Source organism: Streptomyces sp. NPDC006309 (assembly GCF_040613095.1).
Classification (GTDB): domain Bacteria; phylum Actinomycetota; class Actinomycetes; order Streptomycetales; family Streptomycetaceae; genus Streptomyces.
The window spans coordinates 35,358-62,174 of the sequence record NZ_JBEXRO010000006.1 but is presented as its reverse complement, the minus strand read 5'-3'; the positions used below and the strand labels follow the sequence as shown (position 1 = coordinate 62,174).

Below are 26,817 nucleotides of genomic sequence, written 5' to 3'. Positions count from 1 at the left end.
GTGGGCCGGTGCCGGGCGCTCCCGCCCGGCCCGGCCGTTCAGTCGTCCCAGGACCAGTCGGCCACCTCGGGCAGGTCCGTCCCGTGCTCGCGGATCCACACGTGGTGCCGCTGCCGGGTGTCCTCCATGTGCTGACGCAGGGTCGCGGCCCGCACCGCCAGACCGGGGACGCGGTCGATGACGTCCATGACGAGGCGGTAGCGGTCGAGGTCGTTGCGGACCACCATGTCGAACGGTGTCGTCGTGGTGCCGATCTCCTTGTAGCCGCGTACGTGCAGGTGCGGGTGGCCGGTGCGGCGATAGGCGAGTCGGTGGATCAGCCACGGGTAGCCGTGGTACCCGAAGATCACCGGCTTGTCCGTGGCGAACAGTCCGTCGTACTCGAAGTCCCCCATACCGTGCGGGTGTTCTCCGGCCGGCAGCAACCGGGCGATGTCGACGACGTTCACCACCCGCACCATCACCTCGGGCAGGTGGCGGCGCAGCAGCTGGGCGGCGGCCAGCACCTCCTGGGTGGGTACGTCGCCCGCGCAGGCCAGTACCACGTCCGGTTCGCGCGTGCCGTCCTCGGTGCCGGCCCACTGCCAGATGCCGGCACCGCGGGCGCAGTGGACCTTCGCCTCCTGCATCGGCAGCCAGTCGAAGCAGGGCTGTTTGCCGGCGACGATCACGTTGACGTAGTCGCGGCTGCGCAGGGCGTGGTCGGCGACCGACAGCAGGGTGTTGGCGTCCGGCGGCAGATAGACCCGCACCACTTCCGGGCTCTTGTTCAGGACGTGGTCGACGAAGCCGGGGTCCTGATGGGAGAAGCCGTTGTGGTCCTGCCGCCACACGTGCGAGGTGAGCAGGTAGTTGAGGGAGGCAATGGGGGCCCGCCAGGACAGGCGGCGGGTGGTGCGCAGCCACTTGATGTGCTGGTTGACCATCGAGTCGACGATGTGGGCGAACGCCTCGTAGCAGGAGAACAGCCCGTGCCGCCCGGTGAGGAGGTAACCCTCCAGCCAGCCCTGGCAGGTGTGTTCGGAGAGGACCTCCATCACGCGGCCGTGCGGGTCGAGGTCCTCGTCCACCGGCAGGGTCTCGGCCTGCCAGGCCTTGCCGCTGGCCGTGTAGACCGCCTGGAGCCGGTTGGAGGCGGTCTCGTCGGGGCCGACCAGGCGGAAGTCGCGCCGGTCGGTGGTTGCGGCCATGACGTCCCGGAGCATGTCGCCGAGGACGCGGGTCGGCTCGTGCATGCTCGCGCCGGGCCTGTCGACCTCGACGGCGTACTTCTCCAGTGGCGGCAGGGGCAGTTCGCGCAGCAGGAGGCCGCCGTTGGCGTGCGGGGTGGCGCCGAGGCGCCGGGTTCCGTGCGGGACGCAGGCCAGCACGTCCGCGCGCGGAGCGCCGTCCTCGTCGAACAGTTCCCCGGGCCGGTAGGAGCGCATCCATTGCTCCAGCTGCCGCAGGTGCTCGGGGTTGTCCCGTACGGCGGAGAGCGGCACCTGGTGGGCGCGCCAGGTGCCCTCGACGGGCAGTCCGTCGACCTCGGCGGGCCCGGTCCAGCCCTTGGGGGTGCGCAGGACGATCACCGGCCAGCGGGGACGGTCGGTGGCGCCCTCTTCACGGGCGGCGCGCTGGAGGGCGGCGATGCGGTCGACCGCGGTGTCCATGGCATCGGCCATCGCGCGGTGGACGGCCGCCGGGTCGTCGCCGCTGACGTGGATCGGGTCGTGGCCATAGCCCTTGAGGAGGTCGTCCAGTTCCGGCTCGGGCAGCCGCGACAGCACCGTCGGGTTGGCGATCTTGTAGCCGTTGAGGTGCAGGACCGGCAGCACGGCACCGTCGTGGACCGGGTCGAGGAACTTGTTGGAGTGCCAGGAGGCGGCCAGCGGCCCGGTCTCCGCCTCACCGTCGCCGATCACGCAGGCGACCAGCAGGTCCGGGTTGTCGAGGGCGGCGCCGTAGGCGTGCGAGAGGGAGTAGCCGAGTTCCCCGCCCTCGTGGATCGAGCCCGGGGTCTCGGGGGCGACATGGCTGGGGACCCCGCCGGGGAAGGAGAACTGCCGGAACAGCCGGGCCATGCCGGCCGCGTCCCGGGTGATGTCCGGATAGGTCTCGGTGTACGAGCCCTCCAGCCAGGAGTTGGCCAGGACGGCCGGGCCGCCGTGGCCGGGCCCCCAGATGCAGACGGCGTTCAGGTCGCGGGCGCTGATGACGCGGTTGAGGTGGGTGTGGACCAGGTTGAGGCCGGGTGAGGTGCCCCAGTGGCCGAGCAGGCGCGGCTTGATGTGTTCAGGACGCAGGGGTTCGGTCAGCAGTGGGTTGGCCAGGAGGTAGATCTGGCCCACGGCGAGATAGTTCGCGGCGCGCCAGTGAGCGTCCAGGGTGGCGAGTTCCTCGTCGGTGAGTTCGGCGGGCGCCTGCTGCGTGTCGACGGACATCTGGGTCCTTCCGCGGGTCGGGAGGCGGTCGGCGGGTGACGACGCGTGCCGGAGGCACGGCACCCTCCGGCGGCCCGGCGGGTACCCGGAAGGGCCGTCCGGCCCACGTCCCCGGGCCGGGCCGTCCCTGCCGGGAGCGTTCACGGTGCTACGTCCACCCCGTAGAGCGTCCGCCCGCCGGCCGGCCCGCGCCCGGTGACCGGCTCCGGATGGGCGCGCACCGACACCTCCTCGGGGGACGGTGCCCACAGGCACGGCCCAATCGGAACCGGCACCTGCCGGCACCGCACCGCGGGCGGATCGGGCCCGGCCGGGCCCGGCGGGGCGAGCGATGTAGGCGGACGGGTCCGCTTCATGGAGGAGCCGACGTGCGGGGACGGAGCCCGGCGCGGGCCGTGAGCGGCAACGGCACGGGCGCTGGGCGGACGGCCGGGGACGGGCCCGCACGGACCGGCCCGTAGGACCCCGAGTCCGGTGGGTCACCTAGTCCGTGGCCGACCGTGACGGGCGGACATCGGGCGGTCGACCTGCCGGGGCACCACAGCGTTCACCCTCGGGGCGCCGTGCGGACCCGTACCGCCCCTGTCGTCGCCGGCACCGCGCTGACCACCGGCATGCTCCTCCGCGCCGGCTCGGCGCCTCACCGGGTCACGGACTCTCCTCGCCCTGGGCGACCTCCACCTGGTGATGGACGGTGAGCACGCCGGCGGTCGCGGCGGTCACGGACAGCGCCGCGCAGGCGGCGAGGAGCAGGGCCATCCAGCGGGTGGCGTGCGGGCGGGAACCGGGGGGCGCGAGGAGGGCGGCGACCCGGCGGGGGACGGGGCCGGTCGTCGCGGCGGGGGTGAAGGCCGGGCGCGTCGCACGGGAGTCGTGGCCGGCGAGGGCCGCCCGGGCGATGGCCCGGGCGATCAGGCGCCGGTCCCCGACAGCGGTGGCCGCGGCCTCGTCGGCGGCTCGTTCCGCGGCGAACCGGATGGTGGGGCGGGCCGCGCGCAGGGCGGGGTGGCAGTGGGCCGCGAGTTCGGCTGCGACGAGGAAGTAGTGATGGCCACCGGCGTTGTGGGCGCGTTCGTGGGCGAAGAGGGCTTCGCGCTCTGCCGCGTCGAGGCTGCGCAGCATGGCGGTGGTGACGACTATGCGGTGCGGGCGGCCGGGGAGGGCGTACGCGTCCGGGTGGGGTGAGTCGATGACGCACAGGTCGCCGGCGGCGGGGCGGCGGTCGGCCTGGGTGCGGGCGGTGCGGAAGGCGCCGACCTGTCGTACGGCCGAGCGGCCGAGGGCCCAGACGCCGACGGTGAGCACGCCGGCCGCTGCCGCGGCGGCGGGGACGAGGACGCCGTCCGAGAGGGTGCGCAGGGGGTGGACGAGTTCGCCGAGCGCGGCGAAGGCCGGGATCTTGAGCAGGGCGGTCAGTACGACGACGCCGAGCGCCGTCACGCATGCCCCCGCGAGCGCGAGGGAGGAGGCGGTCAGTGCCCACAGCGCGGTGACGGGATCGAGGCGGTCGAGGGCGTGCCGCGCCAGGGCCGGCGCCGCCAAGGGTGCCAGGAGGGGGACCAGCAGCAGAAGGATCATGCCTGGTCGGCCTCCAGCAGCCGGCGCAGCACCTGTTCGTCGTCCGGGCTGAGCTGGGCGACGAAGCGGGCCAGCACGGTCTCGCGGTCGGTGTCCCGGTCGAGTTCGCCGTGCATGCGCCGCGCGGTGAGCCCCGCGGCGTCGTGGACGGGATAGTAGGCGTAGCCGCGTCCGTGCTGTTCGCGGTCGACGGCGCCCTTCTCGTGCAGGCGGGACAGGATGGTCGTCACCGTCGTACGCGCCAGGTCGGCTGCGAGTTCCTGCTGCACCCGGCCCGGTGTGAGCGGTGTGCCGGCGGCCCAGAGTGCGGCCATGACGGCGGCCTCCAGCTCGCCGGCCGGCCGTCGCTCGTCGTTGGTGTCGCTCATGGGAACGATCCTCACCCCATCATCGTCTACAGTTCAGTAGACCGTCTACAGAATTGTAGTCACCGGTCGGATGCCGTACCGCCGTATCCGTCGCGTCAGCACGAAGGGCTCACGACGATGACCACACCCATCCACCTATCGTCGCAGCTCGCCGTCAACGTGCTGGACGCCCGTTCGCTGCTGGCCGCCTTCGGCGTGCTGGGCGTCGGAGTGGTGCTCTTCGCCGAGACCGGCCTGCTGATCGGCTTCTTCCTGCCCGGCGACTCCCTGCTGTTCACGGCGGGTCTGCTGTGCACGGGCACGGCCGGCCCGGTCAGGCTGTCACTCGGACCGCTGCTGGCCGCCGCCGCCGTGGGCGCCCTCGCCGGCGCGCAGTGCGGTTACCTGCTCGGGAGAAGAGCGGGGGGCGCGCTGCTCGCCCGCAGTTCCTCGGCGCGGCTGCGCGAAGGGGCGCACCGGGCCGAGGAGCTGCTGGCGAAGTACGGGCACGCGAAGGCGATCGTGCTGGCCCGATTCGTGCCGGTGGTGCGGACGGTGCTGAACCCGATGGCGGGAGCGCTCCAGGTGCCCGCGCGGACGTTCACCGTCTGGCAGGCGGCCGGCGGTCTCGTCTGGAGCCTGGGCCTGCCCCTGGCCGGTTACGCGCTGGGCTCCTCGATCCCCGACGTGGACCGGTACCTGCTGCCCATCGTCGCGGTGATCGTCGCCGTGTCGCTGATCCCGCTGGCCGTCGAGGTGTCCCGCTCCCGGCGGGCGGCGAAGGTCCGGGCGCAGGCTCAGGCGAAGGAGGCGCGCGGATGACGCTCGCCCTCGGCGGCGCGTCGGTCGACGGCTCCGCCTACACCGACGTGGTGGATCTCGCCCACCGCTCTCCCGGCTGGCTGGACGGCCTGGTGTCGGCCTGGTCGACGTACGGTCTCGGAATGTTCGCGCTGCTCATGGTCATCGGCTGGTGGCAGGCCCGGCGCACCGCCGCCGCCGCGGCGGTGCGGGCACTGGCGGTCCCGGTGATCGTGGTCCTGGCCTACGGCGTGGACGCCGCCCTGAAGCTGGTGGTGCGCGAGGAGCGGCCCTGTCAGAGCCTGCACGTCAGCACCCTCGAAGCCTGCCCGGCACCGGGCGACTGGTCCTTCCCGAGCAATCACGCGGCCATCGCGTTCGCGGCCGCGGTGGCGCTGTACTCCGTCTCCCGCCGCCTCGGCGCCGTGGCGGCCGTCGCGGCCTGCGCGATGGCGGCGTCCCGGGTCTGGGTCGGCGTGCACTACCCGCACGACGTGGCGGCCGGCGCGGCCGTCGGCGCACTGGTCGCGCTGCTCGCCGTGGCGGCACTGCGCCACCCCGCGGACACGCTGGTCCGGCAGGTCACGGCCACCCGCCTGCGCGCCCTGCTGGTGGCGTCGTGAGCCGGGAGGAGGTGGCCGATGTGGCGGCGAGCGTCGGCCTCGGGGCGCTGGCGGGGTTCTGTGTGCTGACCCTGTGCGTGTTCGGCGACGGAGGTCCGCTGTTCACGGACGGAGGTCTGCACGCCTGGTGCGTGGCTCACCGTCCCGACATGGCCGTGGCGCTGGCCCGCGGGCTCACCGCCACCGGGACGGGTGTCGTGCCGTACGCGCTCGCCGTGCTGGCCGGGATCGTCGCGGTCCGTACGCCGCGTCACCGGCTGCCCGCCGCCGGCCTCGCCGTCCTGTGCCTGGCCTCCGGGCAGGCCGTGCGGTACGGCGTGATGACGCTGGCCGCCCGGGCCCGCCCGCCCCGGGCCGACTGGGCGACGCACGCTTCGGGCTGGGCCTTCCCCTCCGGGCACACCACCACGGCGGCCCTCGCCGCCGGACTGCTGATCTCGGCGATATGCCTGCGCGATCCGCGCGGGCGGACCCTGCTCGCCGCCGCCGCGGGCTGCTGGGGCGCGCTGGTCGGGCTGACCCGCGTCTACCTGGGGGTGCACTGGTTCACGGATGTGGTCGGTGGCTGGCTGCTCGCTATCGGCTGGCTCGGCCTGTTGCTGTGCATCATGGCCTGGTGGCTGCCCGACCGGTTCCTCACCGGCCCCGCGCACACCCCCATCGACCCGACGGAGGACCATGCGCACCAGGATCCTGGTCGTGGAGGACGATCACATCCTGCGTGACGTGCTGCTGCGGGGCCTGCGTGAGGAGGACTTCGACCCGGTGCCCGCCGCGGACGGTGCCACCGCGCTGCGGCTGGCCACGTGCGAGGTCGGTGCGGCCGTGCTCGACGTGGGGCTGCCGGACGCGGACGGACGGGACGTGTGCCAGGCGATGCGCGCGAACGGATTCCTGGCGCCGGTCATCTTCCTGACGGCCCGTCACGGCCTCACGGACCGTCTCGCCGGATTCTCCGCCGGGGGCGACGACTATCTGCCCAAACCCTTCCACATCGCCGAACTCGCCGCGCGGCTGCGCGCGGCCGTCAGACGCGCCGCACCCGGTCCCGCGGCCACGGCCGGGGACCTGCTCCTGGACCCCCTCGGGCACAGCCTGACCGTGCACGGCGACCGCGTCGATCTGACCCCGACGGAGTTCCGTCTCCTGGCGAGGCTCATGGCGGCGAACGGGGACGTGGTACGCCGGCGCGAACTGGTCAGGGCGGGCTGGCCCGAGGGCGCCCAGGTCAGCGAGAACACCCTCGACCAGTACCTGACCCGACTGCGCCGCAAGCTGCGCGACAGCGGCAGTGCCCTGACCATCGGCACCGCCCGCGGGATCGGACACCGCCTGTCATGATCCCGTCCCGGTCACTCGCGTCACGGCTGGCTCCGCGCACCCTGCGCGGCCTTCGTCTCCTCCTCCCGCACTCTCGGGCGGAATGGACGACAGCAGCGCCGGCTCCGTGCTGCTGACGACCACGCTGCCCGGCACACCCCATCCGCTGCTGCCCGTCCTCGCGTAGGGCCTGTTACAGCAGACGGCCGCGAACCGGGTCGTACGGACGCTCCCTCGGCCCTCGGCCCGTCCGGACGCCGCCTGACGGGGGGGCCGGCAAGCAGGGCCGGCCCGGCCGGGAGGGCGCCGCCGGGGACGACCCCGCTCCTCGCCGTCCGGTCATCCGGCCCCGGGCCGGGCGAGTCCTAGGTCGTAGGCGAAGATCACGGCCTGGACGCGGTCCCGGGCGCCGATCTTGGACAGGACGCGGCCGACATGCGTCTTGACGGTGGACTCGGACACGACGAAGTGGGCGGCGATCTCGCCGTTGGTCCAGCCCTTGCCGATGGCGACGAGGATCTCGCGCTCGCGGTCGGTGAGGGAGCCCAGCCTCGGGTCGTCGGCCCCGCCGCGGCGGGCGGGCACGTGCTGGGCGTACTCGTCCAGGAGGCGGCGGGTGAGGGCCGGCGCGATGACGGCGTCCCCGGCCGCGACGGCCCGGATGCCGGCGAGGAGTTCCTCCGGGCGCGCGTCCTTCAGGAGGAAGCCGCTGGCCCCGGCCCGCAGCGCGGCGTGAACGTACTCGTCCAGGTCGAAGGTGGTCAGCACGAGGACGCGGGAGCGGCCGCCGGCGGCGGTGATCCGGCGGGTGGCCTCGATGCCGTCCATGCCGGGCATCCGCACATCCATCAGGACGACGTCGGGTCGCAGTTCGGCGGTCCTGCGGACGGCTTCGGCGCCGTGCGCGGCCTCGCCGACCACCTCGGTCTCCGGGATGGAGTCGAGCAGCACCCGGAAGCCGTAGCGCTGGAGGGGCTGGTCGTCCACGATGAGCACGGTGGTCACCGGGCGCCCGCCTGGGGGGTCAGGTCGAGGGTGGCCTGCACCGTCCATCCGCCGCCGGCCGCGGGTCCGGCGCTGACGTCGCCGCCGTAGAGCGCCGCTCGTTCTCGCATGCCCACCAGGCCGTGTCCTTCCTCGTTCGGCGGTCCGGGGCGTCCGGCCGGGCCGTCGTCCCGGACCCGGATGACCAGCCGGGTGTCCTCGACGACGACCGACAGGTTCACCCGGGTGCCGGGGCCGGCGTGCTTGAGGGTGTTCGTCAGGGCTTCCTGGACGATGCGGTAGACCGTCAACTGCACCCCGCCGTCCAGGGCCTCCACGTCGCCGACGGTCCGGTAGACGACGTCCAGGCCGGCGCTGCGCACACCATCGCACAGGGCCGCCAGGTCCGCGACGCCGGGCTGCGGGCTGAGTTCCGGCGCCCCGGCCGAAGCGTCCGACGCCTTCCGCAGGACGCCGAGCACGCGCCGCAGCTCACCGAGGGCCGTCCGGCCGGTGTCGCCGATGAGCCGCAGGGCCTCCTTGCCGCGTTCGGGAGCGGTGTCCGTGGCGTACACACCGGCGTCGGCGAGAGTGATCATGACGGACAGGTTGTGGCCGACGATGTCGTGCATCTCGCGGGCCACCCGGGCGCGTTCGGTGGCGGCCGCGAGTCTGCTGCGCTGGTCGCGTTCGATCTCCAGGCGGGCCGCCCGGTCCCGCAGCCCGGCGAGCTGGGCCCGGCGGATCCGTACCATCAGGCCGAGCGCCAGGGCGGCGGTCGCCGTGCTGAGCAGGAAGAACAGCGCGTCCCAGACGGACACCGCCGCCGAGGCACGCACCGCGACCAGCACCATCCCGGCCGCCATGGCCCCGCAGGCCCACGGCAGCTGCCGCAGCCGCCCGTGCAGGGCCAGGCTGTACAGGGCGATGAACAGGGCGATGTCCGCGCGCAGCGCGGCACCCAGGGACCACTGGAGGACGAAGACGGCCGTGATCACGCCGAAAGCCGCCATGGGTCTGCGCCGCCGCCACAGCAGCGGCAGGACGAGACCGGCCTGAAGGAGCAGCACGGCCGACGGGGCGAGCCGGGTGAAGGCGAGCCGGAACCGGCGGGGACCGTCTCCGTCGCCGGCACCGCCGTGCAGCAGGTCCGGCAGGCAGAACATCAGGAAGACCAGTACCACCACCGCGGTGTCCAGCACCCAGGGATGTGCCCGGTCGGCGTGCCGCAGCCGCTGGCCGCCCCGGGCGAGCCGGGCGACCAGCGGTCCCATCCCGCTGACGTCTTCGGTGGTGGTCAAGGTGGTCACCTGCCCCATGGTGCGGGCGGTCAGACGTCGCTGCGCACCAGCCGGCACGCCGCCCCCGCCAGCGCGAGCGCCGTCCAGCCGAGGAAGACCAGCAGTCCGGCCGTGGGAGACAGGGTGGTGCTGTCGTGGGTCAGGGCGAACAGCGACTCGCCCGCGTTGCTCGGCAGGTACGGGCCGATGTCGTCCCGCCAGGAGCTGGGCAGCAGGGAGACGAGGCCCGGGATCAGCATGAACGTGGCGACCAGCACCGAGATGCCGCCGGCCACCGACCGCAGCAGCGCGCCCAGGGCGACACCGATGACAGCGACGAGCCCGAGGTAGAGCCCGGCGCCCAGCAGGCTGCGCGGCACTCCGGCGTGCGACAGGCTCATCGCCGCGGGCGTGCCGGAGACGATGCCGCTGCCGAACCCGAAGGCGACGAAGGCGCCCAGGGTGCCGACCACCAGGGCCACCAGTCCGAAGACGGCCGCCTTGGACCAGAGCACGGGCAGGCGGCGCGGTACGGCCGCCAGCGTCGAGCGGATCATGCCGGTGGAGTACTCCCCCGCCGTGACCAGTACGCCGAGCACGCCCAGGGCGAGCTGGGCGAAGTTGGTGCCGAAGAGGGACAGGCTGACGGCCGTCGCGGCGGCGAAGTCCCTGTCCAGGTGACCGGAGTGGATGCCGGACCGGTAGCGGCTCGACGCGATCAGCCCGAAGGCGACGAGGAAGAGCAGCCCCAGGCCCAGGGTGATCCAGGTCGAACGCAGCGACCACAGTTTGGCCCATTCCGAGGCCAGCACGCGCCGTCCGGTCACCCGGTAGGCGGGGCGGGCGGGCGCGGCCGGCGGCGCCTCGGCGGTCGTCGTCAGCGTGCTCATGCAAGCCTCCCGGCGGTCTCGAGGCTCTCGGTGGTCGTGGTGCCGTGGTACTCCACGGCATCCCTGGTCAGTTCCATGAACGCCTCCTCCAGCGATACCGTCCGCGAGCTCAGTTCGAACAGCGCGATCCCGTGCTCGGCCGCCTTCAGGCCGATCTCGCGGGCGCTCAGCCCGGTCACCTGAAGTCCGTCGGATCCGATACGGCCCGTGATGTCGACGCCCGGTCCGGCCAGTACGTCCCGCAGCCGCGCCGGGTCCTGCGTGGCCACGTGCACCGTGTCGCCGCCCGCCTCGCGGATGAGGTCCGCCACGGTGGTGTCGGCCAGCAGCCGCCCCCGTCCGACGACGATCAGGTGATCCGCGACCAGGGCCATCTCACTCATCAGGTGGGACGACACGAAGACCGTCCGGCCCTCGTCGGCGAGCGATTTCAGCAGGTTGCGGATCCACAGGACGCCCTCCGGGTCCAGTCCGTTGACCGGCTCGTCCAGCATCACCGTCTGCGGATCGCCCAGCAGCGCCGCGGCGATGCCGAGCCGCTGGCCCATGCCGAGGGAGAAGGCGCCGGCCCGCTTGTTCGCCACGCTGCCGAGTCCGGCGAGGTCGATGACCTCCTCGACCCGCCGCGCGGGAATCCCGTGGGTCAGCGCCAGCGCCTTCAGGTGGTTGTGGGCCGAGCGGCCCGGGTGGATCGACTTGGCCTCCAGCAGGGCCCCGACCTCCTGGAGCGGTGCCCGGTGCCGGGCGTAGTGGCGGCCGTTGACCGTCACGGATCCGCTCGTCGGCGCGTCGAGCCCGACGATCATGCGCATGGTCGTGGACTTCCCGGCGCCGTTGGGCCCGAGAAAACCGGTGACCGTGCCCGGTCTGACGGCGAAGTCCAGCCCGTCGACGGCCGTCTTCTCGCCGTACCTCTTCGTCAACTGCTGTGCGTCGATCATTCGTGTTTCTTCCTGTAGGGCACGGGCGTCCATCGGTCGCCCCTGACGCCTCACTGACCACGTTAGGCACCGAACCGCCCCGAGCCGGTGGTACCGGGGACTGATCCGCGGCCGTCGGGTCGTACCGCGGTACTACGTGACGGCGCTGCCGCGCACACGCTGTTCAGGCTGCTTTCAGGTGCGCGATGCCATCGTGCGGATCATGACCACTGAGCACGTCCTCGACCACCGCCCCCTCGCCCCCGTACGCCGGATGGCGGACAAGGTGCCGGAGGTGACCGTCTACTTCTGGATCATCAAGGTGCTGACCACCGGCATGGGCGAGACGGCGTCGGACCTCCTCGCCCGGCTGCTCGGACCGGTACCGGCGGTCGCGATCGGCGGCCTCGCCCTGGTGGCCTCCCTGGCCGTGCAGTTCGCTCTGCGCCGTTACGTCGCCTGGGCGTACTGGACGGCGGTCGTCATGGTCAGCGTGTTCGGCACCATGGCCGCCGACGTCCTGCACGTCGGCCTCGGCGTGCCGTACGCGGTGTCGACGCCGGCGTTCATGGCCGTACTGGCCGCGGTGTTCGTGCTCTGGTACGTGTGCGAGCGGACGCTGTCCGTCCACAGCATCCGGACGCGCCGTCGCGAAGCGTTCTACTGGGCGGCCGTTCTCGCCACCTTCGCCCTGGGCACCGCCGCGGGCGACCTCACCGCCACGGTCGGCTTCGGCTACCTGGGGTCGGTGGTCCTCTTCGCCGCCGCCATCTGCGTCCCCGCCCTGGCCCACCGCTTCGGCACCCTGAACGCGGTGGCCGCCTTCTGGACCGCGTACGTCATCACCCGCCCCCTCGGCGCCTCCCTCGCCGACTGGATGGCGCTCGGCCACACCCGCGGCGGCCTGGGCCTCGGCCTGGCGCCGGTCACCCTCGCGTGGACTGCCGCGATCATCGGCTTCGTGAGCTACCTGAGCGTGTCACAGCGCGGCACACGCTCCCCGGCCGCGCTCTGACAGCCGCTTGCCGTTCCGGGCCTCTTCCAGCGGGCCGGCGCCCGCGGAGGCGGCCCGCCGGCCGGTGCGCCGGATCGTGGTGGTGGACGGCAGGCGGGCCGGCGGCCCGAATCCGACGGGTCCGTGGGGCGTCAGGCCGCAAGGACGGTGCAGAGGGGTTGACGGGGCGAGGCGAGGCCGCTTCTCTGAGTGAGCAACTTTGTTTGTTTATGGTCGCTTCCGTGCGCTCGCCCTCTGGGCCGTGCTCTGTGTTCCGCCGCGCCGGAGCAACCCTCCACGAGTGCTCACAGGAGGTCGACGCACCATGAACAGCCGTCGGAAAGCCGCACCACCGCGTCAAGGCGCTCCGGTCCCGTCCAGAGCGCTGGCATTGACCCTGACCGGCCTCCTCCTGCTCCTCTTCGCCCCGCTGATCTCTCTCGGCGCGGCCCCGCCGGCAGCGGCCGCGTCGGGCAACGGTCTCGCGCCGACCCCGCAGATGGGCTTCAACGACTGGAACGCCTACGGCTGCAACGTCTCCGACTCGCTCATCCGGTCCACCGCGCAGGCCATGCACACCAACGGCATGCAGGCCGCCGGGTACACGTACGTCAACATCGACGACTGCTGGATGACCCACTCCCGCGACTCCGGCGGCCATCTCGTACCCGATCCGGCGAAGTTCCCCAGCGGCATCAAGGGCACCGCCGACTACGTGCACTCCCTCGGCCTGAAGCTCGGCATCTACGAGGACGCCGGCACCGCCACCTGCGCCGGCTACCCGGGCAGCCTCGGCCACGAGACCACCGACGCGCAGACCTTCGCGTCCTGGGGCGTGGACTACCTGAAGTACGACAACTGCAACAACACCGGCGCGCCCGCGCGGACCCGTTACACCACCATGCGCGACGCGCTCGCGGCCACCGGCCGCCCCATCCTGTACAGCCTGTGCAACTGGGGCCAGGACGACGTGTGGACCTGGGGCGCGGACGTGGGCAACAGCTGGCGCACCACCGGCGACATCAGCGCGAGCTTCGCCAGCATGCTGTCCATCTTCCACAGCAACGCGGGACTCGCCTCCTACGCCGGCCCCGGCCACTGGAACGACCCCGACATGCTGGAGGTCGGCAACAGGGGACTGTCCGCGACCGAGGCCCGCACCGAGTTCAGCCTCTGGGCGGAGATGGCCGCACCCCTCATCGCGGGCACGGACCTGACCTCCGCCGGCTCCACCACCCTGTCCGTCTACACCAACTCCCGTGTGATCGCCGTCGACCAGGACCCCCTGGGCAAGCAGGGCACCATGGTCTCCTCCTCCGGCGGCCTGGACGTCCTGGCCAAACCGCTCGCGGGCGGCGACGTGTCCGTGGCGCTGTTCAACGAGACCGGATCCACCGCGACCATCAGCACCACCGCCGCCGCGATCGGTAAGACCGGCGCGTCCGCCTACTCCCTGACCGATCTGTGGTCCGGGGCGGCCTCCACCACCTCGGGCACCATCAGCGCCTCCGTGCCGGCCCACGGCACCGTCATGTACCGCGTCGCGGGCGGGACCGGCGGCGGCACCGTCGCCGGTGAGATCCACGCCGTCGGCGCCGGCAAGTGCCTCGACGTCCCGAACACCGCCGCCGGGACGTCGGCGCAGATCCGGGACTGTGACGGCGGCGCCGGTCAGATCTGGACCCGCGCCCCGTCCCACCGGATCACCGTCTACTCCGGCGGCTCGCAGCTGTGCCTGGACGCGTACGACAACCGGACCACCGCCGGCACCAAGGTGGAGACCTGGTCCTGCAACGGTCAGCCGAACCAGCAGTGGCTGTTCAACTCCGACGGCACCATCACCGGGGTCCAGTCGGGCCTGTGCCTGGACGTGACGGGCGCCGCCACCACCAACGGCACCCCGGCCGAGCTGTGGACCTGCACCGGCCGGCCCAACCAGCAGTGGACCCTCGGCTAGATCCGCCCCCCGCCAGCGCCCCGGCAACCCGGGCGGGCAGGCCGGTCCCCGCGAACCGGCCTGCCCGCCCGGTCGCACACCGAGGCTGCTCACCGCGCCGGTGCTGGTGGTGACCGCGGCGGTGGCGGTGGTCCGGCACACGTCGGATCCGGCGTCGGCGGCCTGCGGCACCCCGCCGCCCGGGCGCGTCACCGGGGACATCGGCGTGCACGACCCGTCCATGGGCGAACGGCCGGACGGCGGCTACCTGGTCGCCTCCACCGGCGACAACACCGCTCCGAAGTACTCCCCGGACCGTACGGCCTTCCGGAACACCGGCACGGCCTTCCCCGACGGCGCCTCGTGGACGTACCCGTACACCGGCAACGGGCACACCCCGTGGGCGCCGGACCTCTCCAGTTGTCCGAGGTCCCGGACTCCGCCGACCGGCCCTGCGTCTCCTGACGGACCGAGACGGCCGGTGCTGACACGCCAAGTTCGGGGCGCCCATGAGAACCGCACCGGTGGCGGCGACCGGAACCGGAGCCGGGCGTAGGCCCCAACGGCAGGACCGGCCCCGCCGCTCTCGCCACGCCTGACGTGCCCATGGCCTAACACCCCGTTTAACCCACTGGGTTCGGGTACTCAGGAGAGACCGCGTCGATCTTGGCGCACATCCTCTCCGGGGAACGCACCAGGCGCTCCCCACGACGAGAAAGGTGCCTTCACATGAGCACTGTCAACCCGGCGGGCAACGCGGGCCTCCACACCGGCACCGACGCGCCCGTTCACCACACCCGTCGGCTGTCGACCGAGACGAAGGCCGCTTTCAAGACCAGCGAGTTCTTCGCCTATCTCGCGGCGGTCGTCGCGGTGCTCATCGCCTCCATGGTCGTGGGAGACGATGACGGCCACGCCGACTACTTCCGCGCCGACAAGGCATGGCTCTACGTCGTGATCCTGTCCGTCGGTTACATGATCAGCCGCGGTCTGGCCAAGTCCGGCAGCCGCGACCCTTACGACGAGTCCCGCTGAGCACCTCTTCGCCATTTGACCCGAGGAAACCGGCCGAACCTCAGCTGTCAGAGGAAGCGGCCGCGCACAAACTGCCAGATGGGGAAGGTTCCCGAGTCTTCGGACGACGGAGAACCTTCCCCATCGGCGCGTTCGGCGGGGGCCGATCAGCCACTGGCCACCCCCGCCCGTTCTCTCCGGCCGCCGGCCCCTGGACGGCTCGCGGGCCGTGAGCCGCTGAGTAGGATCAGGCTCCGACTCACGACCCTGGGTGGGAGATCAGGTCCGGGGTAGGAGTGTGCGGGACACAAAGGGACCGAATCGGGTCGAGACGGGAGCGCGTTCAGCATGATCACGGTGCGGAGGCAACACGGGGACACCATGGTGGCGCAACTGCCGGAAGAGATCGACTACGACAACGCGCCCATGGTCGGTGCCCAGTGCGAGGACCTGATCAGGCAGGGGTGCCGCACCCTGATCCTGGACGCCTCCGCCGTCCAGTACCTGGACAGCTCCGCCATCAGCATGCTCATCCTGCTGCTGCGCCTCCTCGATGGGCACGGCGGCAGCCTGCGTCTGGCCGCCCTCGACGCCCACTACCAGCAGACGCTGCGCCTTCTCGGTCTCGACTCGCTGTTCCCCCTCTACCCCACCGTGGAAGCCGCCCACCGCGCCACCGGCCGCGAGAACATGGAGATGTCGCAGCCCTCCCGCTCCGCCTGACCGGTGCGGTGCTACGTGAGATACGCGGCGAGCGGCAGATGCCGGCGGTGTACGTCACCGGCGACGATCCCGGCGGTCGTGGGTGCCTGTTGATGTGCAACGCCGTGGGCCTGAGCGGGATTCCGCGGAACAGCCGGCGGACCGGTGGCGTCACCGATCTCGCGCGACGGCCTGAACCGGTGCTCGGCGTCGCATCCCGCTGCCTCTACTTCTGCGAGGACGTCGCGGCCGGCAGGTCCTCGGCGGGGCGGGCAGGCTCCGGTGCCGGGCGTGCGGCCCGGCGGTGACGCGCCCACGCCGGCAGGGACGGCAGCCACCAGTTGGCGTCGCCGAAGAGTTTCATGAGGGCCGGGACCAGCAACGCGCGGACCACGGTGCAGTCCAGCAGCACGGCGAGCGCGAGGCCGACACCGAACACCTTGAGCACGAGGCGTACGGTGCACCGGCCGGCCACTCCGTACCAGGGCCCCACCGCGGGCACCAGGCGATACCCGGCGAAGCCCGCGCAGTGGATGAGTACCAGGCCCAGCAGCAGGTCGGACAGCTCACGGTCGCGGCCCCGCCGGTACAGGACGACGCCGAGCAGGACCGGTGGCACCCACATGCAGAAGTAGGCGCAGCACAGCACCTCGGTCAGTGTCGGATGCACCAGCGGGTCCAGCATCGGCAGCGGGTCCCGGCCACCGAACAGCCACCGGTCGGCCCGCGCGAGCACCGCGTCGTAGTGCGCCGGATGCACCATCGGAACAGCCCAGCGCAGGCTCGGACACACCAGGAGACACAACGCCACGGTGACCAGGTCGCGGCTGCACCGGGCAGGACGCGAGCGTCTGTCGCGCCACACCGGACACCGCACGACCGCCGCACACCGGACGGCGACCAACGCCCCCGACCAGGCCGGCACCGCATCCGCGCCCGCCGGCTTCACCGCCCTGAAGGAAAACCGTGATGACCGCGGCGGTGGTCGTGCCATCATGATCACGCCATCGGGGGAGGCGGTTCGGCTCGTGGGCTGTCCTCCGCGAAAACGGAAAGGGCAGTGCATGAAGTCCGTACTCGTCAAGGCATCCGTCGCCGTCATGACCGTCGGATCGCTCGCGGCTTGCAGCGGCGGACCGGGACGCGCGCACACCTCCGGCAATGACAAGGAACCTCCCGTGCACGCCCCGGCAGCGGCGCCCTCGGTGAAGCTCAAGGTGCCCGCCGCCTACGACACTTCACGGGGCTGGCAGCTCTCGGGCAAGCAGCTCGGTTCGTACGCCGTGCTGCCGCATGCCGGCGGGATAGCCACGATGACCAGCACGGGCTCCACCTACCGGGTGACCCTGCGAGATGCCGCGACGGGCCGGGTCCGCTGGACGGGCAAGCCGTTCGAGGACCTCTCCGAGAGCGAGACGCCCGGCCTCCTCGTTGTTCCCGTCGGCGGCAAGGACTACCTGGTCACCTGGTCCCGCGGCGAGACGGGCGGGGACGCCCTGTCCAAGGCCGCGCAGGTGTACGCCGTGGACAGCTACGCCGCCGACGGTTCGGGCGACGCCGTCGCGCCCACGCACCATGCCGAGATCCCGGCAACCGATTACGGCACGGGCCGGGTCACCGGCGCGGGGGAAAGACTTCTGATACCCGTCACGGACAAGCGCGAGGTCGCCCTCGACGTGGCCACCGGCCGGACCACGACCTATGACACCGGTTCGCTGAAGGTGCCCGGTTGCTCTTCCTGCGCCTACGGCAACGAGGTCGCGGCCCTGACCGAGCAGGAGCCGGTGGTGCTCAACGAGGGCGGGGGTGCGTTCGGCGTCCCCGGCTCCTGGGACGACGACCGTATCGCGCCGGCCGAGGCCGATCCGGCGACCGGCATGGTGTGGCCGGGCAGCGGCGGGCACCTCATCGCCCGCTGGGAGGAGAAGGACGGCGGCAGCCACAACGTGTGGGCCGTGCTGGACGGCAGGACCGGCCGGGTCCAGGCCTCCGTGCTGTGCGCCAAGCCGTTCATCGGGCCGGGCGAGGCCCCCGGCTCCGCGCTCTCCCCGAACGGCCGCTATCTCGTCTCCGAGCACCTCGCCTTCGACCTCCGGGCGAAGAAGGGGCACTGCTTCGAGGAGACCGGTGACACCAAGCCCCTCACCTTCACGTCCGTCACCGACGACGGCATCGCCTACGGCACCTCGCTCACGAAGGGCAAGAGCCTGACCGGGACCACGGCCCCCGTCCGACTCCCACTGGCCACGGGTTCCCCGGAGGCGCTGGCCGAGGGGGAGCGGACACCGATCGCCGACTTCGACGGGGTCGGTGTCTTCACTGACGTCGTGGGCGATGAGCCGTACCTGGTCGTCTACCGGCACAAGGGCTAGAACCCGGGACCGGAGCCTGCCCAGGGCGCGGGCGAACGGCCGTACGGCGGTTCTGACTGCCGGACGGCCGTTCGCCCGCGCGGAGGTCAGGGCGAGGTTTCTCAGGTCAGTGTGAACTTCTGGGCGGTGGATCCGTTGCAGTCCCAGATCTGGAGGCGGGTGCCGTTGGCGGTCGCGCCGCTGGGGGCGTCGAGGCAGCGCCCCGACTGCGGGTTGACCAGTGAGCCGTCGGGTCGCTGGTTCCAGACCTGGCCGCCGGCGCCGTCGCAGTCCCAGAGTTCGACCTGGGTGCCGGCCGCCGTGCCGTTGCCGTTGATGTCCAGGCAACGGCCCAGCGTTCTCAGCGAGCCGTCGGTGTGGTGGTACCAGTGCTGGTCCACGGCCCAGGACTGGCAGTCCCACAGCTGTACCGCCGCGCCGTTCCCGCCGCTGTCGTCGGCCGCCACGTCGACACACTTGGCACCCGGGCCGGTGACCGGGGCGCCGCCGCCCACGGAGAACTTCTGCGCGGCGGCGCCGTTGCAGTCCCAGATCCGAAGGCGGGTGCCGTTGGCGGTCGCGCCGCTGGGTGAGTCCAGGCAGCGGCCCGACTGCGGGTTGCGGAGCGAGCCGTCGGCCTGCTGCACCCACTTCTGGCCGCCGGCGCCGTCGCAGTCCCACAGCTGCACCTCGGTGCCGCCCGCCGTGCCGTTGCCCTCGATGTCCAGGCACTTGCCGATCGTGCTCAGGGAGCCGTCGGCGTTGTGCTGCCAGTGCTGGTCCTCGGCCCAGGACTGGCAGTCCCACAGCTGTACGGCGGTGCCGTTGCCACCGGTGTCGTCGGCGGCGGCGTCGACGCACTTGCCGCCCGGCCCCGTGATCGTGCCCTGGGGTCCGTCGGGCACGTCCGTCTCACCCGAGTAGCCGACGGAGACGACGTTTGCCTGCACGGCGTTCTCGGCGGCGTCGGTCGGATAGCCGGCGACCATCACGCCCTCGAAGAAGGTGCCCCGGTTCCAGTTGCTGTTGTCGCCGCCGGTGCCCAGGATGATGCCGCCCTCCTGGTGCATGGGCCGGTAACCGCCGCGCGTGGGCAGTGCGCCGTCCCACCAGGTCGCAAGCCCGCCGGACCGGCTGTCGCCGCCCTTGAGCGCGTACCTGGTCTGTCCGTCGTTCTTCAGCACGGCCGTGACGAAGGGGGTGCCGTTCCCCCGGTTGGCGGTGTTGGACCCGTTGTCCCCCTGGAACATGCCGTTCTCCAGGTCGGCCTCGACCCAGGGGCCGGAGCCGCTGCACGGCGAGAAGTAGCACGTGGTCGCGATGCTCACCGCGTCCATGTGACCGTTGCCCGTGTCGGCCGGGGTGCTCTCGGCGTTGCCGTAGTCGAAGCAGCAGTCGGCGCCGACGTGCGTGCCGCTGGCCACCATGTAGGCGCCCTCCGGCTGACCGTTGACGGCGACACCGGACGCCACCCCGGTGTAGCGGTAGCCGACGCCGGGTGAGATCCAGATGCCGTACGCCTTGTGGCCGCCGGCCGTGACGGCGATCTCGCTCGCGTCCGCGCCGCGGTCGGCGCCCATGCCCGAGGTGCCGGCGGGTCCCGGGGTGAGATCGTTGTGCCGTGACGTCTGGTCGTAGACCTTCGTGATGCGGCACGTGGTGTTCTGGCAGAACGTGTCCTGCCGGCCGGCGTCCGCGTAACCGCCCTGGGACAGCAGCCCGATGTCGGCCCGGGCCCCGTCCGAGGCGCGGGTGACCTGGTACAGGGGGCCGTTGTACGAGAAGAGCAGGGCGCGCGTCGAACTGTGCGCGGCGACGCAGGGGGTGCCGGCGGCGGCGTAGACGTCGCACGGCAGTGAGCCCGCCGCCTGCGACACGGCGGGGACACCGATCAGGACACCGAGGGCGAGGGCGAGCGTGGCCAGCGCGGCCGCCACGGTCCTCGCCCGTCCGCGGATCGGTCCCCGGTCGTCCCGTGCGCCTGTGCCACCGGCGGCTATTCTTGTTGGATACATGACATTCCCTTGTGTCGTGGCGGATCTACCGGAAGCGCCAGAGGTGGTCGGGGGTCCCGTTGTCCTGGAACTGCTCGACGTTCGCGGAGTTGTCGGTGGACGCGTCGTGCACGGCCAGCACCTTGCCGGAGTTGCAGTTCCGGATACGGAAGGCACCGTCGGCATCGTGGACGAGCCGCCACAGGTGGTCGTCGGTGCCGTTGTCGGTGAACTGCACGACCTGCGCGGAATCGGCGGTCGACATCCCGGCGACCCCGAGCACCTTGCCCGAGTTGACGTTGCGGACACGGAACCAGCCGTCCGCGTCGGGCAGGAACGTCCACAGGTGGTCGTCGGTGCCGTTGTCCTCGTACTGCACCACCCGGGCGGAGTCCGCCGTGGACATCCGGTCCACCCCCAGCAGCCTGCCGGAGTTGACGTTCTCGACACCGACCCGGCCGTCCGGGACGAACCGCCAGTCGTGGTCCGCGCCGCCGTCGTCGGTGAACTGCGCGGCCTGCGCGGAATCGGCCGTGGACATCCCCGTCACACCCAGGACCTTGCCGCTGTTCCTGTTGCGTAACCGCACATGGCCGTTGCCGCTGTCGAGCAGCTGCCACAGGTGGTCGTCGGTGCCGTTGTCCTCGTACTGCACCACCCGGGCGGAGTCCGCCGTGGACATCCGGTCCACCCCGAGCAGCTTGCCGGAATTGGCGTTCCGGACCTTGTAGTAGCCACCGCCGGCGGCGAGCAGGTACCACAGGTGGTCGGCCGTGCCGTTGTCGCCGTACTGGACGACGTCCGCCGAGTCGGCGGTGGACATCCGGTCCACGCCCAGGACCTTGCCGGAGTTGCGGTTCTGGATGCGGAAGGCGGCGCCGGTGCCGGACTGCCACTGGCGGCTGCCGCCGGTCTGCGGGAAGGAGGTGATGCGCAGACGTGCCGCGCCCATCGGGATGAGCGTGACCTGTTCGACCGGAGCCGAGGACGCGACGGGCCCGTCCTGGAGCGGGGTGACGACGTTCTGGCTGTCGGCCCGCCAGGCGTCGATGCGCTGGGCCTGCGCGGTGATCCGGACCGGTGCGCCCTCCGCGGTGAAGGGATCGTCGACGCTGCCGCCGGTGGACACGCTCAAATCCTGGTGGGGTGTCAGGCCGTAGTTCCAGGGGGAGCCGGCGTGGACGTCGTACTCGGGGAACCGGGTACTGCCGCCGGTCCGCACCCAGTTCTCGGTGACGGCCAGCGAGAAGCCCAGGGGCCCGTAGCCGACGGACACGGCGTTGTGCTGGGACGGCCACGCCTTCACCCGCGGCTGCATCGGCAGGCGCAGGGTGACCGTGTCGCCGTTGCGCCAGGTGCGGTTCACCGTGACGTAGCGGGGGCCGGGACCGGCGGACGCGGCTGTTCCGCCGACCCGCAGGTCCGGTGCGTCGCACCAGCCGGGGATGCGGAGAACCAGGGGGAACGCCACCGGTGCGGGCAGTGACAGCGCGAAGGTGAGCGTGTCGGCGAACGGGTATCCGGTGGTCTCGGTGAGGGTGACCAGGGTGCCGTCGCCGACCCTGGCGGTGACGGTGGAGGGGCCGTAGAGCGCGGCGCACAGTCCGCCGTCGCCGGTGGCGAGCCACATCTCCTCGGTGTAGTAGGGCCAGCCCATTCCGTAGTTGTGCGGGCAGCAGCGGTACTGGTCCACCCCGGAGCGGTAGGACTGCATCGCCCAGCCGTTGGCGAACTGGCCCCGCGTCTTGGCGCTGTTGTCCAGGTCGACGCTGTTCGCCGAGGTGATGTAGTGCGTGGCCCGGCCCTCGGGGTCGAGTGCGGCGGGCAGCATGTTGAACGCCAGTTCCTCGGTGCGGTCGCCCCACACCGGGTCGCCCGTGATGCGCGTCAGGATCTCGTGGCTGAGCATGTATTCGACGATGCCGCACGTCTCGAACCCCTGCCGCGGGTCTCCGTAGCCGGTGCGCACGGTCTCGTCGCCGGCGAAACCCCCGCCGGGGAACTGGCCGTACGTGTCCTGCATGGTCGCGTAGTCGCGGTACGTGGCACTGCGGTCGCCGGCGTCGGCGGACAGCACCCAGTACTGGGCCGGTTCGCGGAACCCCTGCGCGAAGTTGACGTTGTGCCCGTCGACGACGCCGTCGACCCACCTGGCGGAGTTCGCGTGGATCTTGTGCACCAGGTCGAGCAGGAACGCGTCGCCGGTACGGTTGTACAGCCAGTAGACGACGTCGATGGTGTCGCCCCAGCGCCAGGTCCCCCAGCCGTCGGAGAACACCGCCGCGGGCTGGGCGTGGACGTAGGCGAAGTACCGGGTCAGGAAGGGAACGACGCGGCTGTCGCCGGAGTACTCGGCGAAGGAGCGCAGGGCGTGCAGCATCGGCATGTGCGGCCACAGGTCGACATGCCCGTCGAGGGACGTCCGCAGCCGTGACGGGCCGAAGTACCCGTCGGCCGCCTGGTTGGCGAGCACCCCGTTCATCCACGTCGACGCGGTGGCCAGTGCGGTCGCGTCACCGGTCACGTAGGCCATGTCGACGAAGCCGCGCAGCCAGTAGGGGACTTCCTCCCAGCCGTCCAGGCCCGCGTGGATCCATCCGGTGTCCTCGTACCGCAGGAAGTGCGACGTCTGCGGGTAGTGTCCGCACAGGCCGTCGGCCTGACGGGCGAGCTGCGTGGCGAGCCAGCCGCGCGCACGCACCGCGCCGGGCGGCAGCCGCAGGAACGCCGACGGTTGCAGGGGCGCCCGGTTGGCCGGATACCACGGCGTGGTCGCCGCCGCGGCGGGCCGTCCGGTCACCGGCCCCAGCACGGCCGCGCCGGCGACGGCGGCGCCGCCTCTGATGACCTCACGTCTGCTGATGCGCACAGCGGACCTCTCTTCCACGACATCGTTGTCCTTGCCCGGGGCTGCGAGCCGCCCGGCGGCAAGGCGGGAACCGGGCGGCTCCCGCAGGGTCAAGGCGGCGGGCACGAAGACGGCCGCCCGGAGCGGACGCGGCAGCCGGGGCACGAGAGAGGCATGGCCGCCGCCTCCGGGGTTCGTCACATGAGCTGCCGTTTGCGGCCCAGCCAGGTCTGCGCGATCACGACGACGGCCAGGAAGGCGCCGCTGACGACCTGCTGGTAGGAGGAGTCCAGGGAGCCGATCTGGTTGATGACGTTCTGGATCACCTTGAGCAGCAGGACGCCGACCAGGGAACCGCTGACGTAGCCGAGGCCTCCGGTGAGCAGGGTGCCGCCGATGACGACCGCGGAGATGGCGTCCAGTTCCATGCCGTTGCCGAGGATGGTCACGCCGGAGGCCAGCCAGGCGGCGTTGAGGGCCCCGGCCAGCCCGGCCAGGACGCCGGACAGCGTGTAGACGAGGATCTTGGTACGGGCCACGGGCGCGCCCATCAGGGCCGCCGCGTCCTCGTTGCCGCCGACCGCGTACACGTGCTGTCCGAACCGGGTGCGGCGCAGCACCACGGCTCCGGCGGCGAACAGCGCCACCGTGATCCACACCGGGTTGCCGACGCCCAGGGTGCTGCCCTGGCCGAGTTCGGCGAGGAACGAGCCCTTGCCGATCAGGTACGTCTGGGCGCCCTCGTCCGTCAGCGCCAGCATCAGTCCGCGCGCCCCCAGCATGGCGGCCAGCGTGACGATGAAGGGGGCCAGCCGGGAGCGGGCGACGAGCAGGCCGTTGACGACGCCGATGAGGCCGCAGACGGCGAGGGGCAGCAGCAGTGCCACCAGGGTGCCGTGCCGGGACCCCCAGGCCGCCAGGACGCCGCCGAGCGCGAAGAGGGAACCGACCGACAGGTCGATGCCGCCGGTGATGATGACGAACGTCATACCGAGGGCGATGACGGCGAGGAACGCCGAACCGGTCGCCATGTTGGAGACGTTGTCGCCGGTGGCGAACGTGTCGAAGCCGGCCGAGGCGATGACGCAGACGATCACCAGCACCGCGAGCGCGCCGTGCTGCTGGACCAGCGCGCTCAGCCGTTCGGAACGCGCTGAGCCCACCGGCTCCGAGCCGCCCGCCGGTTCGCCGCTCGCGGTGGTCACGGGTGGGTCCGTCCTGGTGGCGGTCATCGCTTCCCCTGTCCGCGTGCCGCGTAGACCGCGGCGACGATCACTATGGCCTGGGCGATCTGGGTCCAGGAGGGCGGCAGATCGTGCTTGATGAGGGTGGCGGTGAGCAGCTGGATGAGGACCGCGCCGGCCACCGTGCCGGCGATGTCGACCCGGCCGCCGGTCAGCGGGGTGCCGCCGACCACGACGGCGGTGATGGCGGACAGTTCCATCAGGTTGCCCAGCGAGGTCGGGTCACTGGCCTGGAGCCGGGCGGTGGCCAGCACGCCGGCCACGGCCGCGAGCAGCGCGCAGGCGACGTAGACGAGGATGAGGACCCTGCGTACGGGCAGGCCGGCGAGCTGGGCCGCGGGGCGGCTGTCGCCGATGGCGAGGAGCTGGCGCCCGAAGGCGGTGCGGCGGACGACGAGGGCCACCAGCAGTGCCAGCGCCGCCGCGATCAGGATCAGGCAGGGAATGCCGAGGAGGTCGCCCGACCCCAGGGAGACCAGCGCGGGGTTGCGCACGTCCTCCAGCTGCGGCAGCAGCACCAGGGCGAGGCCGCGGCCGCCGACCATGAGGGCGAGGGTGGCGACGATGGGCTGGACCCCGACGAACGCGACCAGCACCCCGTTGGCGAGGCCTGCGCCGGCGGCGAACAGCGCCACCATCAGCAGCGCCGGCAGCAGGCCGTAGCCGAGGTAGAGGGCGGTCACCGAGGCCGCCAGTGCCATCACGGCGCCGACGGACAGGTCGACGCCCTCGGTGCCGATGACCAGGGCCATGCCGATCGCCACGATGATCACCGGGGCGACCTGGACGGCCTGGGTGCGGAAGTTCTCTGCGGACAGGAAGTGCGGCGTGATGAGGACGTTGACGACCAGCAGCAGCGCGACGCCCGCGTAGACGCCGTAGGTCTGCAGCCATGGCAGGACGCGGGCCCTGTCCAGCGGGGTGGTGCGGAGCGTGGCCTCAGCCATCGGTGCCCGCCTCCTTCACCGCGTCCCGCGCCGGGGCGTCCCCGGCGATGGCCCGCATCAGCTTGTTCTCGGTGACGTCGTCGCCGGTCAGTTCGCCGACGACGGCACCGTCCTTCAGTACGACCACGCGGTCGGACCCTTCGATCAGTTCCTCCAGGTCGGAGGAGATGAGCAGGACGCCCAGGCCGTCCGCGGCGAGTTCGTCCACGAGTTTCTGCACCTCGGCCTTGGCGCCGACGTCGATGCCGCGCGTCGGCTCGTCGAGCAGCAGCACCTTGGGGTTCATCGCGAGCCAGCGGGCGAGCAGTACCTTCTGCTGGTTGCCGCCGGACAGTTCGCCGGCCTTCTGGTGCGGTGACGACGCCTTGATCCGCAACCGCTCGATGAAGGTGTCGACGATGCTGTCCACACGGGACTCGGACACGAGGCCGAAGCGGGAGAGCCGGGGCAGGGCGGCCAGCGCGATGTTCTCCCGGACCGACAGACCGGGGACGATGCCCTCGCTCTTGCGGTCCTCGGGCAGCAGGCTGATGCCGGCCCGGATGGCGCCGGGCGTGGAACCGCCGCGCACCGGGATCCCGGCGACCATGACACTGCCGGAACGAACCGGCAGGGCACCGGAGATGGCCTTCGCCGTCTCGGTACGCCCGGAGCCGAGCAGCCCGCCGAGGCCGACGACCTCGCCCGGCCGGATGCTCACGGACACGCCGTGCAGCTTGTGCGGCACGGTGAGGTCCGCTGCCTCCAGCACCGGCTGGGCGCCGGCCGCGTGGTGGTCGCCGGTGAACTTGGTCAGACCTTCCTGGCGGACCTCGCCGAGTTCACGGCCGAGCATCGTGGAGACCAGTTCGAGGCGGGGCAGGTCGGCCAGCCGGCCGTGGTGCACGCGGCGTCCGTCGCGCAGCACGGTGACGGTGTCGCACACGGCGTACAGCTCGTCCAGGCGGTGGCTGACGTAGACGACGGCGATGCCCGCCTCGCGCAGGCGGCGGATCACCGCGAACAGGGTCCGCACCTCGCGTGGTTCGAGGGAGGAGGTCGGTTCGTCCATGATGACGATCCGGGCGTCCGCGGCGACCGCGCGGGCGAGGGCCACCATCTGCTGGGCGCCGACGCCGAGGGTCCGCAGCGGCTGCCGGACGTCCACCCGGACGCCGAAGGTGCGCAGCCTCTCCCCGGCCTCCTGGTGCATGCGGGCGAGGTCCAGCAGGCCGAGGCGGTTGCGGGGCTCGCGTCCGAGGAAGAGGTTGCGGGCCACGCTCAGCAGCGGGATGAGGTTGACCTCTTGGTAGATGGTGGAGATGCCGGCCTTCTGGGCCTCCAGCGGCGTGGCGAAGGAGACCTTGCGGCCCTGGAAGGTGATGTCGCCGGCGTCCGCCCGGTACACGCCGGTCAGCACCTTGATGAGGGTGGACTTGCCGGCGCCGTTCTCGCCGATGAGGGCGTGCACCTCACCGGGGTGCAGGGTGAGGTCCACACCGTCGAGGGCGCGGACACCGGGGAAGTTCCTGGTCAGTCCGCGGACGGCGAGGATCTCGGCGGGGGGTGCCACCTGTGCCTCCAGGCAGAGCGGGGAGAAGGGGAGTGACGTGAGCGTGCGGAGGGCCCGGTCGGCATCGGG

The 26,817-nt window shown here is 72.1% G+C and carries 23 protein-coding genes; 10 read left to right on the top strand and 13 right to left on the bottom strand.

Annotated features, from left to right (window positions below; genetic code table 11):
* Positions 1-38 precede the first annotated feature (38 nt).
* From ABZ117_RS11040 to ABZ117_RS11030, 3 genes are all read right to left on the bottom strand, one after another.
* Positions 39-2,423, bottom strand: a complete 2,385-nt coding sequence (locus tag ABZ117_RS11040; protein WP_356819464.1) for a phosphoketolase family protein — start codon at positions 2,421-2,423, stop codon at positions 39-41.
* Between the two features lie 648 nt (positions 2,424-3,071).
* A complete protein-coding gene (locus ABZ117_RS11035; protein ID WP_356819462.1) occupies positions 3,072-4,001 on the bottom strand; it encodes a M48 family metalloprotease in 930 nt (309 codons plus the stop codon).
* Complete coding sequence (locus ABZ117_RS11030; RefSeq protein WP_356819460.1) at positions 3,998-4,369, bottom strand: BlaI/MecI/CopY family transcriptional regulator; 372 nt, start codon at positions 4,367-4,369, stop codon at positions 3,998-4,000. The genes ABZ117_RS11035 and ABZ117_RS11030 overlap by 4 nt, the downstream gene beginning before the upstream one ends.
* A gap of 117 nt (positions 4,370-4,486) precedes the next feature.
* On the opposite strand from ABZ117_RS11030, the gene ABZ117_RS11025 reads away from it, so the two are divergent.
* Genes ABZ117_RS11025 through ABZ117_RS11010 form a run of 4 tightly spaced genes read left to right on the top strand, consistent with a single transcriptional unit; the run spans position 4,487 to position 7,113 of the window.
* Positions 4,487-5,170 carry a DedA family protein gene (locus ABZ117_RS11025; RefSeq protein ID WP_356819459.1) on the top strand — a complete coding sequence of 228 codons (684 nt, stop codon included), beginning with the start codon at positions 4,487-4,489 and terminating at the stop codon, positions 5,168-5,170.
* Entirely contained in the window at positions 5,167-5,772 is a 606-nt protein-coding gene (locus ABZ117_RS11020; protein ID WP_356819458.1) for a phosphatase PAP2 family protein, read from the top strand. The genes ABZ117_RS11025 and ABZ117_RS11020 overlap by 4 nt, the downstream gene beginning before the upstream one ends.
* Positions 5,769-6,497, top strand: coding sequence for a phosphatase PAP2 family protein (locus tag ABZ117_RS11015; RefSeq protein WP_356819456.1), 729 nt, complete (start codon positions 5,769-5,771; stop codon positions 6,495-6,497). Before ABZ117_RS11020 ends, ABZ117_RS11015 begins: the two co-directional genes overlap by 4 nt.
* Positions 6,451-7,113 carry a response regulator transcription factor gene (locus tag ABZ117_RS11010; RefSeq protein ID WP_356819454.1) on the top strand — a complete coding sequence of 221 codons (663 nt, stop codon included), beginning with the start codon at positions 6,451-6,453 and terminating at the stop codon, positions 7,111-7,113. The genes ABZ117_RS11015 and ABZ117_RS11010 overlap by 47 nt, the downstream gene beginning before the upstream one ends.
* Positions 7,114-7,431: 318 nt before the next feature.
* On the opposite strand, the gene ABZ117_RS11005 is transcribed toward ABZ117_RS11010, so the two are convergent.
* Genes ABZ117_RS11005 through ABZ117_RS10990 form a run of 4 tightly spaced genes read right to left on the bottom strand, consistent with a single transcriptional unit; the run spans position 7,432 to position 11,187 of the window.
* Positions 7,432-8,097, bottom strand: coding sequence for a response regulator transcription factor (locus tag ABZ117_RS11005; RefSeq protein ID WP_356819452.1), 666 nt, complete (start codon positions 8,095-8,097; stop codon positions 7,432-7,434).
* Positions 8,094-9,395: a sensor histidine kinase gene (locus tag ABZ117_RS11000; protein WP_356819450.1), complete on the bottom strand. Its 1,302-nt coding sequence runs from the start codon at positions 9,393-9,395 to the stop codon at positions 8,094-8,096. The genes ABZ117_RS11005 and ABZ117_RS11000 overlap by 4 nt, the downstream gene beginning before the upstream one ends.
* A gap of 11 nt (positions 9,396-9,406) precedes the next feature.
* Positions 9,407-10,246, bottom strand: a complete 840-nt coding sequence (locus ABZ117_RS10995) for an ABC transporter permease (RefSeq protein ID WP_356819448.1) — start codon at positions 10,244-10,246, stop codon at positions 9,407-9,409.
* The gene (locus tag ABZ117_RS10990; protein WP_356819446.1) at positions 10,243-11,187 is read right to left on the bottom strand and encodes an ATP-binding cassette domain-containing protein; all 945 of its coding nucleotides are present in this window, start codon (positions 11,185-11,187) and stop codon (positions 10,243-10,245) included. Before ABZ117_RS10990 ends, ABZ117_RS10995 begins: the two co-directional genes overlap by 4 nt.
* A 202-nt stretch (positions 11,188-11,389) precedes the next feature.
* On the opposite strand from ABZ117_RS10990, the gene ABZ117_RS10985 reads away from it, so the two are divergent.
* The 5 genes from ABZ117_RS10985 to ABZ117_RS10965 all read left to right on the top strand — a co-directional run bounded on the left by ABZ117_RS10985 (position 11,390) and on the right by ABZ117_RS10965 (position 15,833).
* Entirely contained in the window at positions 11,390-12,181 is a 792-nt protein-coding gene (locus ABZ117_RS10985) for a hypothetical protein (RefSeq protein WP_356819444.1), read from the top strand.
* Positions 12,182-12,485: 304 nt separating this feature from the next.
* Complete coding sequence (locus tag ABZ117_RS10980) at positions 12,486-14,117, top strand: alpha-galactosidase (protein ID WP_356819442.1); 1,632 nt, start codon at positions 12,486-12,488, stop codon at positions 14,115-14,117.
* 100 nt (positions 14,118-14,217) lie between these two features.
* Positions 14,218-14,652: a hypothetical protein gene (locus ABZ117_RS10975; protein WP_356819440.1), complete on the top strand. Its 435-nt coding sequence runs from the start codon at positions 14,218-14,220 to the stop codon at positions 14,650-14,652.
* A 173-nt stretch (positions 14,653-14,825) separates the two neighbouring features.
* Positions 14,826-15,131 (top strand): hypothetical protein, encoded by a 306-nt coding sequence (locus ABZ117_RS10970; RefSeq protein ID WP_356819438.1) that lies wholly within the window; start codon positions 14,826-14,828, stop codon positions 15,129-15,131.
* A gap of 327 nt (positions 15,132-15,458) precedes the next feature.
* On the top strand, positions 15,459-15,833 hold the full coding sequence (locus tag ABZ117_RS10965) for an STAS domain-containing protein (protein ID WP_356819436.1): 375 nt from the start codon (positions 15,459-15,461) through the stop codon (positions 15,831-15,833).
* A gap of 205 nt (positions 15,834-16,038) precedes the next feature.
* On the opposite strand, the gene ABZ117_RS10960 is transcribed toward ABZ117_RS10965, so the two are convergent.
* On the bottom strand, positions 16,039-16,575 hold the full coding sequence (locus tag ABZ117_RS10960; RefSeq protein ID WP_356819435.1) for a phosphatase PAP2 family protein: 537 nt from the start codon (positions 16,573-16,575) through the stop codon (positions 16,039-16,041).
* Between the two features lie 301 nt (positions 16,576-16,876).
* Here ABZ117_RS10960 and ABZ117_RS10955 point away from each other — a divergent pair, with 301 nt between their 5' ends.
* On the top strand, positions 16,877-18,184 hold the full coding sequence (locus ABZ117_RS10955) for a hypothetical protein (protein WP_356819433.1): 1,308 nt from the start codon (positions 16,877-16,879) through the stop codon (positions 18,182-18,184).
* Between the two features lie 101 nt (positions 18,185-18,285).
* Here the strand turns inward: ABZ117_RS10955 and ABZ117_RS10950 are convergent, their stop codons facing one another.
* From ABZ117_RS10950 to ABZ117_RS10930, 5 genes are all read right to left on the bottom strand, one after another.
* A complete protein-coding gene (locus ABZ117_RS10950) occupies positions 18,286-20,178 on the bottom strand; it encodes an arabinofuranosidase catalytic domain-containing protein (RefSeq protein WP_356819431.1) in 1,893 nt (630 codons plus the stop codon).
* A gap of 25 nt (positions 20,179-20,203) precedes the next feature.
* A complete protein-coding gene (locus ABZ117_RS10945; protein ID WP_356819846.1) occupies positions 20,204-22,969 on the bottom strand; it encodes an RICIN domain-containing protein in 2,766 nt (921 codons plus the stop codon).
* 233 nt (positions 22,970-23,202) lie between these two features.
* Positions 23,203-24,237, bottom strand: a complete 1,035-nt coding sequence (locus tag ABZ117_RS10940; protein ID WP_356819429.1) for an ABC transporter permease — start codon at positions 24,235-24,237, stop codon at positions 23,203-23,205.
* Positions 24,234-25,196 carry an ABC transporter permease gene (locus tag ABZ117_RS10935; protein WP_356819428.1) on the bottom strand — a complete coding sequence of 321 codons (963 nt, stop codon included), beginning with the start codon at positions 25,194-25,196 and terminating at the stop codon, positions 24,234-24,236. The genes ABZ117_RS10940 and ABZ117_RS10935 overlap by 4 nt, the downstream gene beginning before the upstream one ends.
* The gene (locus tag ABZ117_RS10930) at positions 25,189-26,748 is read right to left on the bottom strand and encodes a sugar ABC transporter ATP-binding protein (RefSeq protein ID WP_356819427.1); all 1,560 of its coding nucleotides are present in this window, start codon (positions 26,746-26,748) and stop codon (positions 25,189-25,191) included. Before ABZ117_RS10930 ends, ABZ117_RS10935 begins: the two co-directional genes overlap by 8 nt.
* Positions 26,749-26,817: the final 69 nt, after the last annotated feature.